The following is a 14,578-nucleotide window of genomic DNA, read 5'->3' on the forward strand; positions in this document are numbered from 1 at the left end:
CCGTTTTTTTATCCTTTCCAATCATAAAGAGCTGGGATTTCAATCAATTCACCATCGAAACGTATCAAGGTTGATTGCGGATTGATCTCGACTAATTGCACGCCATTCACCACATCATCGCCTACCTTTCGCTCTACGCCATTAATTTTTACCCATCGTTTATCTGTGCGACTTGAATAAACGTGAGTCTGGAAATTCAGCGCTGGGATACGTCCTGAAAAAGTATCAAGATGTTCTGTGAGTAGAAGATGATCTTTTGATGTGTCTCCTACCAGTACGACTTGATCTTTGCCTTGAATCGCCAACTCAACTCGTTGTACCAATTCCGGGGATAATTGACTTAAGTCGAGATCATTAAGGCCAAACTCCTGATCTGCGTTTTTATCTCGCGGCTCACGAGTCGTCAACTGAGTACCATGTAAAGGAGTAAATGGCGGCGTAGAGCTTGTCTCTGCAAGAGTTTTCACTCGTGGTGTATTGGTTTGTAACTCACCAAAGTCAGGGTATTCCAGAACTTGGTAAGCCCCCTCTTGTTGCACAACTTGTGTCGCATTGCGCTTCAATTGTTCTAGCTCATCGATTCGCGCTTGATATGAATGATAAACAAGATAACCGCAACAAAGCAGCGATGGAGCAAACAACGCGGTAAGTGATGATTTCGAGCACCATGAAGATGGCAAGGATTGATTAAACACTGTTACATGAGAAGAGTGAGGCAAGCTTTTGCTCTGGTGGCTAAGCTCTGATTGCTCTAATGCTTTAAGCACTTGCGACATTATCCTTGCTCCTTAGTAATGAGAAGACGAGGTGCGTTGTGTTGAGTCAATAGCTCAAGCCGACTTATAGTGCGAGCCCCAGCAATACCATCGCTGTCCATTTTCTGCCAGCGTTGGAAAAAAGCTACTTTGCGCTTTACCTCACCATCAAATTGTTGATGCCCTGTGGCTTGCTCTCCAAGTAACTGAGACAATTTTTGGTCAAGCAGTTCAACATCATCTCCTTGCATGCCCTGTTTCAACGTTCGGAGTAAATCGTGCTGCCAAATGTAGTGATATTCTCCTGTCCATACGTCACTGAGCTGACTTTGGTTAATTTGCACATGCTTTCCTGCCATTAACAATTGCACCTGTTCAGCATTGATCTGGTACAGCACCGCATAAGCTTGTGTTTGCTCCGCAGCTAAAGTAAGCACCACTGGCAAATTTAACTGCTTTAATTGGTTGAAATCACCCTGCATACGCTGACATTGAAAGCGTCCTTGTGCTTGAGCATCACAAAAACTATCGGCCAAAGATGCACTGTAACCCCACACTTTATAAAGATCGCTAATGGCCGCTTCCAATGCCTTCGAGCGTTCTAGATCTTGTTCCAATTGAGCACTGATCACCACTTGAGTGATCGGTTTAGGTAATTCAGGGGAAGGCAACGCAAAGCGCATCATGCGATCAATCCATGGCGGGCTAAACCACGCAATGAACACAGCTAACATTAAGCCCGCAATGAGAGGAGAGCGATACGATATTGAAGACGGTACGAGGCGAGCATGAGGCGACTGATAGACCGAAGACTGAAAATTCATGACCTCTTGACCCGCGGTACGCACTAATTCAAATGAGAGCACTTTCACGCCCTGCTGATAGGCTAACTTGAAACTCGCATCGCATACTAAGTTAATTAAACGCGGAATACCGTGGGTCTGTTTCGCTATCCATTTGATACTTTTCTGATCAAACCAATCCTTGTGACCGCCGGCTAACGCTAAACGAAAGTGGATGTACTGCTCTGTCTCTTGAACATTGAGAGGCAGCAAGTGATAACGACCGGTAATACGTTGCGCAAATTGGCGTAATTGAGGTAATTGCAATTTTTGTTGTAACTCAGGCTGACCAATCAATAAAACCTTAAGTAACTTACGGCTCTCCGTTTCAAGGTTAGTCAGTAGTCGCAACTGTTCCAGTACATCGGCGGCCAGATGCTGCGCCTCATCTATCACTAATAGCGTCTGTTTCCCTTGCGCGTGGTTATGCAGTAAATGATGATAAATTACTTGGCTAAGCGCCTTTAAACTCCCTGAAGATGGGTAAGACAGCGCAAACTCATCACAAATCGCTTCAAGCAACTCGATGTTCGAAAAAGTTGGATTTAAAATAAACCCCGCCTGAGTACTATCATCGAGTGCCGCAAGCATCGCTCTTGCGATGGTTGTTTTGCCAGTCCCCACTTCGCCAGTTAATAGCGCAAAACCACCACCATCACCCAGCCCTGCTTGTAAATGTTGCATCGCTTCACGATGACGATGGCTCAAAAATAGGTAACGAGAGCTCGGTACAATTGAAAATGGCGGCTCGGTAAATCCAAAAAATTCCTTATACATTCTCTCGTCTCTATCATTTCACTGTGATGAAAAGTACCATTACTAACATCAATCGCCAATGGCGTTTCAGCATATTTAAGGTAATCCGGTGCAAGTATACTTAGTTGGGGGCGCGGTACGCGATCAGTTGCTCCATATTGATATCTATGACAAAGATTGGGTTGTAGTAGGCAGCAGCCCAGAGCAAATGCTGGCCACTGGTTTTACTCCTGTAGGAAAAGATTTTCCCGTATTTCTTCACCCGAAAACGAAACAAGAGTATGCCCTTGCTCGCACTGAGCGCAAAACTGGCGCTGGCTACACAGGCTTTGCCTGCTACTACGCACCTGATGTGACTTTGGAAGAAGATCTCGCCCGCCGCGATCTGACTATTAACGCCATCGCACAAGATAACGCTGGTAAGCTTATTGACCCCTATGGCGGCCAGCGCGATCTGCACAATCGCCTACTGCGCCATGTTTCTGATGCCTTTATCGAAGATCCACTACGCGTCCTTCGCGTGGCTCGTTTTGCGGCCAAATTCGCACATTTAGATTTTACCATTGCCGATGAAACCATGGCACTGATGAAACAAATAACGCAATCAGGTGAGTTGCAACACTTAACCGCCGAGCGCGTATGGCAAGAGTGGCAGAAATCACTGGCAACTCAGCATCCAGAAATATTTCTTTCTGTTTTATATGAATGCGGTGCACTTAAAGTGGTATTACCCGAACTGGATCGCCTGTTTGGTGTTCCTCAACCGGAAAAATGGCATCCTGAAATTGATACCGGAGTACACACCTTGATGGTTGCAGCGCAAGCGGCGAAGCTCTCTTCATCGATAGCGGTTCGTTTTGCAGCGCAAGTGCATGACTTAGGAAAAGGAGTCACACCTAAAAGCGAATGGCCCAGCCATAAAATGCACTGTCACACAGGAATTAACATCATTAAAGCCTTGTGCGAGCGGGTGCGTATTCCAAATGAGTGTAAAGAGTTGGCACTGCTCGTCTGCGAGCAGCACTCCAATATTCATCGAGCGGCAGAATTAAAACCCAGTACCAAACTCAAAATACTCGATAAACTCGATGCATGGCGCAAGCCTGAGCGCTTGCAGGACGTTTTACTTTGTTGTCAGGCCGATCATGCGGGTCGATTAGGTTGCGAAGAGACCCCTTATCCGCAACGCGATATTTTTCTCAAAGCCTATCAAGCGGCACTGAGTGTCGATGTACAACAGGTGATCCGTGATGGTTTTCAAGGGAAAGCGATCAAAGAAGAGCTGGATAAACGACGGATCGCAGCGATTAGCGCGGTGTAAATCTTTCTCTTCTCAACTCGCAATTCAAAATGCGAGTTGCGATAGCAGAAAAAACAAAACGCCCTGCATTGCAGGGCGTTCTTTAAAGTAATGATGCTAAGCTGTACCCCGTGGGATTAAGCTTGGCCTTTCACTTCTTTAAGACCGTTGAAAGGAGCACGACCAGCTAGCGCTTCTTCAATACGGATTAGTTGGTTGTACTTAGCAACACGGTCAGAACGGCTCATAGAACCCGTTTTGATTTGACCTGCAGCTGTACCTACTGCTAGATCAGCGATAGTTGCATCTTCAGTTTCGCCAGAACGGTGAGAGATTACCGCTGTGTAACCTGCGTCTTTAGCCATCTTAATTGCAGCTAGAGTCTCAGTTAGAGAACCGATTTGGTTGAACTTGATAAGGATTGAGTTAACGATACCTTTCTCAATACCTTCTTTAAGGATCTTAGTGTTAGTAACGAATAGATCGTCACCCACTAGCTGAATTTTGTCGCCTAGAAGTTCAGTTTGGTGTTTGAAACCAGTCCAATCAGACTCGTCCAAACCGTCTTCAATAGAAACGATTGGGAATTGCTCAACAAGGCCCGCTAGGTAGTGGTTGAACTCTTCTGAAGTGAACGTTTTGCCTTCACCTTTCATGTTGTAGATGCCAGCGTCTTTGTCGAAGAACTCAGATGCTGCACAGTCCATCGCTAGAGTGATGTCTTTGCCTAGCACGTAGCCAGCCGCTGCAACTGCTTCTGCAATAACTTCTAGCGCTTCAGCATTAGATTTTAGGTTAGGAGCGAAACCACCTTCGTCACCAACAGCAGTGTTGTAGCCTTTAGACTTCAGAACTTTAGCTAGGTTATGGAATACTTCTGCACCCATACGTACTGCTTCTTTAAGAGTTTTTGCGCCAACAGGTTGGATCATAAACTCTTGGATGTCTACGTTGTTATCTGCGTGCTCACCACCGTTGATGATGTTCATCATTGGTAGAGGCATAGAGAATTGGCCAGCAGTACCATTTAGCTCAGCAATGTGCTCGTATAGAGGCATGCCTTTCGCAGCCGCAGCTGCTTTTGCGTTCGCTAGAGAAACCGCTAGGATTGCGTTCGCACCGAAGTTAGATTTGTTTTCAGTACCATCAAGGTCGATCATCACTTGGTCGATAGCTGCTTGATCTTTAGCATCTTTACCAACTAGAGCATCAGCAATTGGGCCGTTTACAGCTGCAATCGCTTTAAGAACACCTTTACCTAGGAAACGTGATTTGTCACCGTCACGTAGCTCAAGAGCTTCGCGAGAACCAGTAGATGCACCAGATGGCGCAGCTGCCATACCTACGAAACCGCCTTCTAGGTGAACTTCAGCTTCTACTGTTGGGTTACCACGTGAGTCGATGATTTCGCGACCTAGAACTTTAACGATCTTAGACATTAATGTTTCCTCTCGTTGAATTTAAATGTCAAAACTATAAAGGGCAGCAGCACAACAATTGCAACTGCCCGTATCCTTGTTACTTCTCTGATTCACCGCGTTGGAACTCACCTGCCGCTTTAATAAAGCCTGCAAATAGTGGGTGACCATCACGAGGGGTTGACGTGAATTCTGGGTGGAACTGAGCTGCTACAAACCATGGGTGAGCAGGGTTCTCAATCACTTCAACTAGCTTCTTATCAGCAGACAGACCTGATACTTTCAAGCCGGCTTTTTCGATCTGCGGACGAAGTTTATTATTAACTTCATAACGGTGACGATGACGTTCATGAATGGTTGCACTACCGTAAAGCTCATACGCTTTGGTGCCTTTCTCTAAGTGGCATAGCTGCGAACCAAGGCGCATAGTACCACCAAGATCAGACTTTTCAGTACGCTCTTCTACGTTACCTTCGTCATCTACCCATTCGGTGATCAAGCCTACCACAGGGTATTGAGTCTCTTTGTTAAATTCTGTTGAATGCGCACCTTTCATACCCGCAACATTACGTGCGTATTCGATCAGCGCCACTTGCATACCTAGACAAATCCCTAGGTAAGGAACTTTATTTTCGCGGGCATATTGCGCAGCAAGAATTTTGCCTTCGATACCGCGATCACCAAAACCGCCAGGTACTAGGATTGCGTCCAAACCAGTCAGCACTTCCGCACCTTTGGTTTCAACGTCTTGAGAATCGATGTATTTGATTTTCACGCTCAAACGGTTTTTCAAACCTGCGTGTTTCAGTGCTTCGTTAACCGATTTGTAAGCATCAGGCAATTCAATGTATTTACCGACCATCCCGATCACCACTTCAGCGGTTGGGTTAGCCTCTTCGTAAATCACTTGTTCCCATTCAGAAAGATCCGCTTCCGGTGCTTTAATACCAAAACGGTTACAAACGATATCATCCAAACCTTGAGCTTTGATCAGTTGAGGGATCTTGTAGATAGAATCAACATCTTTCATCGAGATAACGGCTTTTTCAGGCACGTTACAGAACAAAGCAATTTTCTTACGTTCGTTCGCTGGGATAACGCGATCGCTACGACAAACCAAAATATCAGGCTGAATGCCGATAGAAAGCAGCTCTTTAACTGAATGTTGAGTCGGTTTGGTTTTCACTTCACCAGCAGCGGCAAGGTAAGGAACTAAAGTCAGGTGCATAAACATCGCGTGTTCACGGCCCACTTCAATCGCAAGCTGACGAATCGCTTCCATAAATGGCAATGACTCGATATCACCAACGGTTCCGCCCACTTCAACGATAGCGACATCGTGACCTTCAGAGCCTGCGATAACGCGATCTTTAATCGCATTAGTGATGTGTGGAATAACCTGAATCGTTGCACCTAGGTAGTCACCGCGGCGCTCTTTACGCAATACATCGGCATAAACACGACCAGCAGTAAAGTTATTGCGCTTGGTCATTTTGGTACGAATAAAACGTTCGTAGTGACCAAGGTCAAGGTCAGTTTCAGCGCCATCTTCCGTGACAAACACTTCACCATGTTGAGTTGGGCTCATTGTGCCTGGGTCAACGTTGATGTAAGGGTCAAGCTTCATCATAGTCACTTTAAGACCACGAGCTTCTAAAATCGCCGCAAGAGATGCTGCCGCAATACCTTTACCTAGAGAGGATACAACCCCGCCAGTAACAAAAATGTAATTTGTCGTCATGTTTAACCTGAAATTGGTTGAATGAGGGAAATGGATTTCTTCTGGACGGGATAAAAATATACCAGAAGCCCTTATTCGCTACAACGTGAAATCTATCACACTGTCATTTTTTATTTTTTGCTTCAAATCAAAGAGCACCGCTTGATATGGCTTATCACACCACTCAAATGAGTCAAATTTGTCTCAATGGGTGGGTTTTATTGTGGATTGCCAACACAGGGTATTACTTCGACTCCAAGCGCTTCACTTCATTCCACATCGCATCCAATTCTTCGAGAGAAAAATCGGTCAAGGTTTTGTGCTGACGTGCCACCAGCATTTCAATACCTTTAAATCGACGTGAAAACTTTCGATTTGCTTTATTTAACGCCACTTCTGGATCAATTTTTAAGTGCCGAGCAAAGTTAACGGTGGCAAATAATAGATCGCCCATTTCATCCTCTACTCGAACCGGATCAGGGTTAATTTGCAACGCCTCTTCCATGACTTCTTCGATCTCTTCTTGGACTTTATCAACCACTGGGCCGATAGAATCCCAATCAAAGCCATATTGGGCACACTTTTTTTGAATCTTTGTAGCACGTAAAAGCGACGGAAAAGCGTGTGGTATTGAGTCTAGAATACTTTGATCTTTTTTTCCTGCTTGTACCTTTTCTTTGGCTTTTTCAGCTTCCCAATTGGCATTGATTTGCGCTTCATCCTCAAACTTGGCACCCGAAAAAACATGAGGATGGCGGCGCGTAAGTTTTTCATTCACCGTTTCAACAACTTGCGAGAAATCAAACAACCCTTGCTCTTTCGCCATTTGACTATAAAAAATAACTTGAAATAGCAAGTCACCTAATTCTTCTTTGAGATTAGGCCAATCTTGGTTGTGGATCGCTTCCACCACTTCATAGGTCTCTTCGATTGTGTAAGGAACAACCGTGTCAAAAGTTTGCTTGATATCCCAAGGACAACCTGTTTTTGGGTCACGCAACTGTGCCATGATCTGTTCCAGTTGTTCGATTGGGTGACTCATTTATCTGCTCCTTACATCAATATTTAAAATAAAAAAGCGAGCAGTCATTGCCACTCGCCTTTGAAAACCTGGGGCGCTTGCGTCGCGATTTAATTGCGATTCACGCCAATAAGAGTGTTACTGTGATATGAAATTTAGCCTAGGCGTTTCACCAACATGACATCTTTGATCTGCTCTACTCGCATTGATACTCGTGACAACGCTTCGATGTTGCTCACTTCAAGATCAAAATCCATGATGATCAACTGTCTTTTGTAGTCGCTACGACTTTTCATGCTGATGACTTTCACTTTCTCATTCGCAAGCAGGGTGGTGATGTCTTTGAGTAACCCACCTCGCTCCATCGCTTCAACGCGCAAAGTCAAAATATAGGTTCCAACAAACCCGCGCCCCCAAACGGTATCAATGATGCGTTCAGGTGCGTGATGGCTCAGCTCTTCTAGCTGTTCACAGTCACTGCGATGGACTGAAATACCACGCCCTTGAGTAATGTAACCTTTGATCTCATCACCCGGGATAGGTTGGCAACAGCGCGCTAGGTGTGTCATGAGGTTATCTACCCCTTCCACTACAACAGCATCTTTGTGCGCTCGATGTGGCTGAGCTGGACGAGTTTGCGCATCTTGCAATTTTTGCAGTGCTTGTTGATCTTCTTGCTCAGCGGTCGGCTTATTCACCAAGGCATTGATGTGATTAACAATTTGGTTGATTCGCAAATCACCACTGCCAATGCCGACGTACAGCTCGTCAGGCGTATTGACGTTAAAACGTTTGAGCGCATATTTATCGGCATCTTTTAACGTAGCACCGATTTTGGCCAATTCTGACTCGAGGATCTCTCGTCCGGCTTCAAGGTTTTTCTCGCGGCCTTGTTTACGGAACCAGGCGTTAATCTTGGCGCGCGCACGGCCTGAATGAACAAACCCTGTTGCTGGATTTAGCCAATCACGCGACGGATTCGGCTCTTTCTGAGTGATGATTTCGACTTGATCACCCATAGATAATTTATGAGTAAATGGAACAATACGACCCGCGACTTTGGCACCGATGCAGCGATGCCCTACTTCAGAGTGAATATGGTAGGCAAAATCGAGCGGCGTGGCTCCCATGGGTAAATCAACCACATCACCACGAGGTGTAAAGGCGTAAACGCGATCATCAAACACCTGGCTACGCAGCTCATCGATCATCTCACCCGAATCAGACATCTCTTCTTGCCAATCAAGAAGCTTACGCAACCAAGTAATTTTCTCATCGTAACCGCTGCGGGCAACCGTTGCGCCCTCTTTATATTTCCAGTGCGCAGCAACCCCAAGTTCAGATTCTTCATGCATCTGCTTAGTACGAATTTGAATTTCGATGGTTTTGCCTTCTGGCCCTAAAATCACCGTATGAATGGATTGATAGCCATTCGGTTTCGGATTAGCAACGTAATCATCAAATTCGCTAGGCAGGTGCTTGTATTTGGTATGAACGACGCCCAAGGCGGCGTAACAGTCTTGCAGTTGATCAGCAATAATGCGAACCGCACGCACATCAAACAGTTCATCGAAAGCCAACCCTTTCTTCTGCATTTTGCGCCAGATGCTATAGATGTGTTTCGGACGGCCACTCACTTCGGCATTGATATGAGAAAGCTTCATCTCGGCGCGCAGATCTTCGACAAAATCGTGAATATATTGTTCGCGCACGATGCGGCGCTCGGAAAGCTGCTTAGCAATTTGTTTGTAGGTATCGGACTGCTGGTAGCGAAATGCGTAATCTTCAATTTCCCATTTGAGCTGACCAATGCCCAAGCGGTTTGCTAAAGGGGCATAGATATTGGCGCACTCTTTAGCCGCTACACGGCGAATTTCGTCAGGTTCATCTTTTACTTCACGTAAATTACAAATGCGCTCCGCTAATTTGATCACCACGCAACGAAAATCATCTACCATCGCAAGCAGCATGCGGCGAACGTTATCCACCTGCTCTGAAGCTTCACTGCCTTGCAAGGTGACGTTTAACTGACCAAGTGCCGCCATCTCTTCGACACCATCAATCAGCTTCACTATGCCTTTACCATAGGTCTCTTCTAATACTTCACGGTCAAAAAGCCCACTATTGACGATAGGAAAGAGCTGAGCCGCGACTAAAGTGGCGCGATCCATCGATAAGGTAATCAGGATTTCGATCATTTCACGGCCGCGCCACAGTAGTAGCGGTCCTTTGGCATGACCTTCTAATAACGTTTCACACTGACGATATACGTCCGTCAGTTTAGAAGCTGTGCTTTTATCTTGATGTAAACTCGCAATCCATTTATCTAGCTCAAACTGTTCGTCTGGATTCAAGTGTGCGCTTCGTACCGCAACCATCTGATTCGTCCTAGTTTTATAGTTTGTGGTATTCGACTAACTTCGACTGAGTTAGTTCTCTGTCTACCGACTTTTTACAAATAGCGCCATCGATTCTAAATGACTGGTGTGTGGAAACATATCCAACATGCCAAGTTTTACCAACTTATAACCTTGGCTGAGTAAACTTTGACTGTCTCTTGCCAGTGTTGCCGGGTTACAAGAAACGTACACCACGCGCTGAGCGCCGAGCTTAGCCAATTGGTCGACAATGCCTGCCGCTCCTGCTCGCGCTGGGTCGAGTAATACTTTAGCAAATTTTTGCTTTGCCCACGCTTGCGTTGACATATCTTGTTCCAAATTTGCTTGGTAGAACGTGATATTGTCGATTTGATTGCGCTGCGCGTTTTGTGTCGCTTGCTCAACCATCTCATCCACACCTTCAATGCCCACTATCGATTGAGCGTATTGGGCCATCGGCAAACTAAAGTTCCCTACGCCACAAAATAGGTCCAACACTCGGTCATCCTCAGTCAAGGCTAACCATTCCAATGCTTGAGCCACCATTTTTTGGTTTACTTGACGATTGACTTGAATAAAGTTGGAGGGCAAAAATTCGATAACTGATCCGGTTTCACAGTAGCTTGCCATCTCTCCGTGAAGACGTTCGAGCTGATCGCTTTCTGGCATCACATACAAAGTGAGATGATGCTGCTGAGCAAACGCCAGCAGCGCCGCGTGATCTTCACTTGGCAGCGGCTGAAGATGGCGTAACACCATCACCGCGCCTTGATCACCCAGCACCAATTCAACATGGCCAATCGCTTGCTGAGATTTAAATTGCGTTAACAGCGCTTGGATAGGTGTAAGTAGCGTGTTGAGTTGTGGTTCTAGCACTGGGCAGTCCGTCACGTTAACGATTTGCTTGCTCTGCTTTTTGCGAAAACCAAATTGCAGCTGTTGCTGCTTTTTGTCCCACAACACGCTGATGCGGGCGCGGCGGCGATAGCCTTTATCGGCGCAACTTATTGCGGGGCTCAATGCCAACGTTTGTCCGGCGAATTTACTCATCAATTGCGAGAGTGTTTGCTCTTTGTGCGCCACCTGCGCACTGTGCTCTAAATGCTGCAGATCGCAACCACCACATTGACCGTAATGGCGACAAAATGGCGTCACGCGTTGTTCACTGGCCGTTAAGACTTTAATCAACTGACCGCGAGAGTATTTACTTTTGCTTTCAGTTAGCTGCATCAGCACTTGCTCACCGGGCAGCGCGCCATCAACAAAAAGCAGTTTATTGTGTTGATAAGCGATACCAGAACCTTGATGATCAAGACGTTCAATCAATACCGTTTGATGTTTTGTTTCTAATTGCGCTTTCTTTTTCGGTTGGAAAAAACGTGCCATGCTCTGTGCCTAAGTAAAATTAAATCGATGTTTTTTGCCCTAGCGTCACTATTTAGTGCGGGGATGATTGTCGAACTTACTCGACTTGATTAAGCTAGCCGTCAATTAAACGATTTTCGTACAGGCTTGCTCATCAAATTGCGGGCTATTTTCCCATATCCACACCACGATGTTTAGACAATAATGACCAGATATGGCTTACGCGCGCGCGTTATTACTTTAACCTTAGCTCCAACCTTAATTATCGGCTTGTTGCTCAGTGCTTTTTTCTCATTCAATCGCTACCATGATCTGGAAAAACAGGTGATCAATGCGGGGGCAAGCATCATCGAGCCCTTGGCCATTGCTAGTGAAGACGCCTTAAAAAACCAAAGCCGTGAGTCGGTACGCCGCATTATCAGCTACGCGCATCGGAAGAACTCTAAATTTGTCCGCAGTATTGCGGTGTTTGACGCCAACCACGAACTGTTTGTCACCTCGAATTTTCACCCTAACTTTGAAAGCTTAACTTATCCAAAAGATAAGCCCATTCCGATTTTAAGCAGCTCAAATCTCACCGAGAACACTTTAATACTGCGCACGCCAATTTTGGCTGAAAACCGTCTAACCGAAGGCATAAATGCCAATACATCAACGCCTGCGCTCGGCTATATCGCGATAGAGTTGGATCTCTCTTCATTGCGTTTACAACAGTATCAAGAGGTCTTTTCCGCCTTTTTAGTGCTTGCGCTTGGGCTCGGTTTATCAGGGATGTTCGCATTCCGACTCCTGCACGATGTGACTCGCCCTATCTCACACATGAAAAACATGGTGGATAGAATTCGTCGCGGCCACCTTGATGTGCGGATCGAAGGAAAAATGCACGGTGAGTTAGATTCGCTCAAAAAAGGGATCAACGCGATGGCGGTATCGCTATCGGAATATCACGTCGAAATGCAGCACAGTATCGACCAAGCCACCTCGGATTTGCGAGAAACCTTAGAGCAGTTGGAAATCCAAAACGTTGAATTGGACATTGCCAAAAAACGCGCCCAAGAAGCCGCGCGCATAAAATCAGAATTTCTTGCCAACATGTCCCATGAGTTGCGCACGCCGCTTAACGGTGTCATTGGCTTCACCCGCCAAATGCTCAAAACCCAGTTGACGAATAGCCAAGCAGATTACTTACAAACCATTGAAAAATCGGCCAATAACTTATTGAACATCATTAATGACATTTTGGATTTCTCCAAGCTAGAAGCGGGTAAGCTAGCGCTGGAAAATATTCCGTTCGAGTTTCAAGAAAGTTTGGAAGAGGTGGTTAACCTCCAAGCAACCAGTGCGCATGAAAAAGGATTGGAAATCACTCTTAAAGTGGATCAAAAAATCCCAGCAGGCTTGGTAGGTGACCCACTTCGTATCCAACAAGTGTTGACCAACCTTGTCGGTAACTCGATTAAGTTCACCGAACGTGGCAACATCGACATCAGTGTTGAATTGCGCTCACAACGCGACAATGTGGTTGAGCTGCAATTTATGGTGCGCGACACCGGCATTGGTATTTCAGAGCGCCAACAAGCACAGCTGTTCCAAGCCTTTAGCCAAGCCGATGCCAGTATTTCTCGTCGCTACGGCGGCACTGGACTTGGTTTGGTTATTACTCAGAAATTGGTCAGCCACATGGGCGGCGAAATTAGCCTCACCAGCCGCCTTCACCAAGGTTCCACCTTCTGGTTTACGCTGCGTCTTAATACCACTGAAATGCCGATGAGCGACTGGCTTGACCCACATATTTTGAGCAATAAACAGCTGTTACTCGTTGAACCCAATATGCAAGCCGCCTCCATCATCCAGCAAATGTTGGTGCAGGCAGGGTTGAGCGTCACATATCGAGCGGTGATGCCAGAAGAGACGGATCGCTTCGATTATGTATTACTCAATTTAGCCCCAAGTAGAGAGACTGATTTAAATTTGGTTGAGCAGTGGGTCACAAAGGCTATTCAGCTTGCCGACAACGTGATTATCGGTACACCAAGTACCGAGCTCGCACTATCCGATTATTTAATGCAGCATCATCCAGTGCAGTGCATTACCAAGCCACTGTCGCGTAAAAAATTGCTGCAACTGTTAATCGCGCACCAACCGGTACAGCCTGTCATTCAAGATCTACCGATCACACTCGATACACTGCCCCTGAAAGTAATGGCGGTGGATGATAACCCTGCCAACCTCAAACTGATCATGGCCCTGCTGCAAGAACGTGTTGAAACCGTCATCGCTTGTACGAATGGCCAAGAAGCGGTCGAACAAGCAAGCCGACAGAAATTTGATATGATTTTGATGGACATCCAAATGCCACAGATGGATGGGGTCACCGCTTGCCAAGAAATTAAGAAAACGGTACTCAATCACCAAACGCCCGTGATTGCGGTAACGGCTCATGCAATGATCGGAGAGCGCGATCGTCTGCTGAAAGAAGGAATGGATGATTACCTCACTAAGCCAATTGAAGAGCACATCTTGCAGCAAGTGTTAGCACACTGGAACCCCTACGCCAACCGTAAACAGTTGGAGAAATTACAACTCACAGAACAAGTTATACCGTCGCCGTCACAGGAAGCTGAGCAGCCTAATCACACCATTATTATTGACTGGCAAAATGCACTCAAACAATCAGCCAACAAGGAAGATTTGGCCAAAGAGCTGCTACAGATGCTAGTTGATTCGATTCCACAGGTGAGCCAAGTCGTCAGCATGGCGTTGGAAGATGATGAATACCCTACTCAAGATTTACTGCACCATATTCATAAACTGCACGGCAGTTGCTCATACAGTGGCGTACCCCGCTTGAAAAAAGTGTGCGCGGCGCTCGAACAGGCATTGCGCTCAGGCAAATCCATCAGCGATGTTGAACCGGAGTTATTTGAATTACAAGATGAGATGGACAAAGTAATCGCCACCGCTAAACCGTATTTAAGCGAATGAGCAATTTAACCCAAGAGACAATTTAACCGAATGAAAAA

Annotated in this window: 9 protein-coding genes; 2 read left to right on the top strand and 7 right to left on the bottom strand. The window is 46.0% G+C overall.

Annotated features, from left to right (window positions below; all coding sequences use genetic code 11):
* Window positions 1-8 precede the first annotated feature (8 nt).
* Together PL85_RS02030 and PL85_RS02035 are read right to left on the bottom strand one after the other, a co-directional pair.
* Window positions 9-776 (bottom strand): general secretion pathway protein GspB, encoded by a 768-nt coding sequence (locus tag PL85_RS02030; RefSeq protein ID WP_115339283.1) that lies wholly within the window; start codon window positions 774-776, stop codon window positions 9-11.
* Window positions 776-2,374 carry an ExeA family protein gene (locus tag PL85_RS02035; protein ID WP_115339284.1) on the bottom strand — a complete coding sequence of 533 codons (1,599 nt, stop codon included), beginning with the start codon at window positions 2,372-2,374 and terminating at the stop codon, window positions 776-778. The genes PL85_RS02030 and PL85_RS02035 overlap by 1 nt, the downstream gene beginning before the upstream one ends.
* A gap of 88 nt (window positions 2,375-2,462) precedes the next feature.
* Here PL85_RS02035 and PL85_RS02040 point away from each other — a divergent pair, with 88 nt between their 5' ends.
* Complete coding sequence (locus PL85_RS02040; RefSeq protein WP_064625887.1) at window positions 2,463-3,674, top strand: multifunctional CCA addition/repair protein; 1,212 nt, start codon at window positions 2,463-2,465, stop codon at window positions 3,672-3,674.
* A gap of 116 nt (window positions 3,675-3,790) precedes the next feature.
* Here the strand turns inward: PL85_RS02040 and eno are convergent, their stop codons facing one another.
* The 5 genes from eno to rlmD all read right to left on the bottom strand — a co-directional run bounded on the left by eno (window position 3,791) and on the right by rlmD (window position 11,576).
* Window positions 3,791-5,092 (bottom strand): phosphopyruvate hydratase, encoded by a 1,302-nt coding sequence (gene eno / locus PL85_RS02045; protein WP_013856041.1) that lies wholly within the window; start codon window positions 5,090-5,092, stop codon window positions 3,791-3,793.
* 79 nt (window positions 5,093-5,171) lie between these two features.
* A complete protein-coding gene (locus PL85_RS02050; protein WP_013856040.1) occupies window positions 5,172-6,812 on the bottom strand; it encodes a CTP synthase in 1,641 nt (546 codons plus the stop codon).
* A 223-nt stretch (window positions 6,813-7,035) separates the two neighbouring features.
* The gene (gene mazG / locus PL85_RS02055) at window positions 7,036-7,833 is read right to left on the bottom strand and encodes a nucleoside triphosphate pyrophosphohydrolase (RefSeq protein WP_088732852.1); all 798 of its coding nucleotides are present in this window, start codon (window positions 7,831-7,833) and stop codon (window positions 7,036-7,038) included.
* Window positions 7,834-7,967: 134 nt separating this feature from the next.
* Window positions 7,968-10,190, bottom strand: a complete 2,223-nt coding sequence (gene relA, locus PL85_RS02060; RefSeq protein ID WP_115339285.1) for a GTP diphosphokinase — start codon at window positions 10,188-10,190, stop codon at window positions 7,968-7,970.
* 63 nt (window positions 10,191-10,253) lie between these two features.
* A complete protein-coding gene (gene rlmD / locus PL85_RS02065) occupies window positions 10,254-11,576 on the bottom strand; it encodes a 23S rRNA (uracil(1939)-C(5))-methyltransferase RlmD (RefSeq protein ID WP_115339286.1) in 1,323 nt (440 codons plus the stop codon).
* 183 nt (window positions 11,577-11,759) lie between these two features.
* Between rlmD and barA the strand changes: the two genes are divergently transcribed.
* Window positions 11,760-14,540, top strand: a complete 2,781-nt coding sequence (gene barA / locus PL85_RS02070) for a two-component sensor histidine kinase BarA (protein ID WP_115339287.1) — start codon at window positions 11,760-11,762, stop codon at window positions 14,538-14,540.
* The last annotated feature ends 38 nt before the right edge of the window (window positions 14,541-14,578 follow it).

This window comes from Vibrio anguillarum (assembly GCF_001989995.2).
GTDB lineage: Bacteria > Pseudomonadota > Gammaproteobacteria > Enterobacterales > Vibrionaceae > Vibrio > Vibrio anguillarum.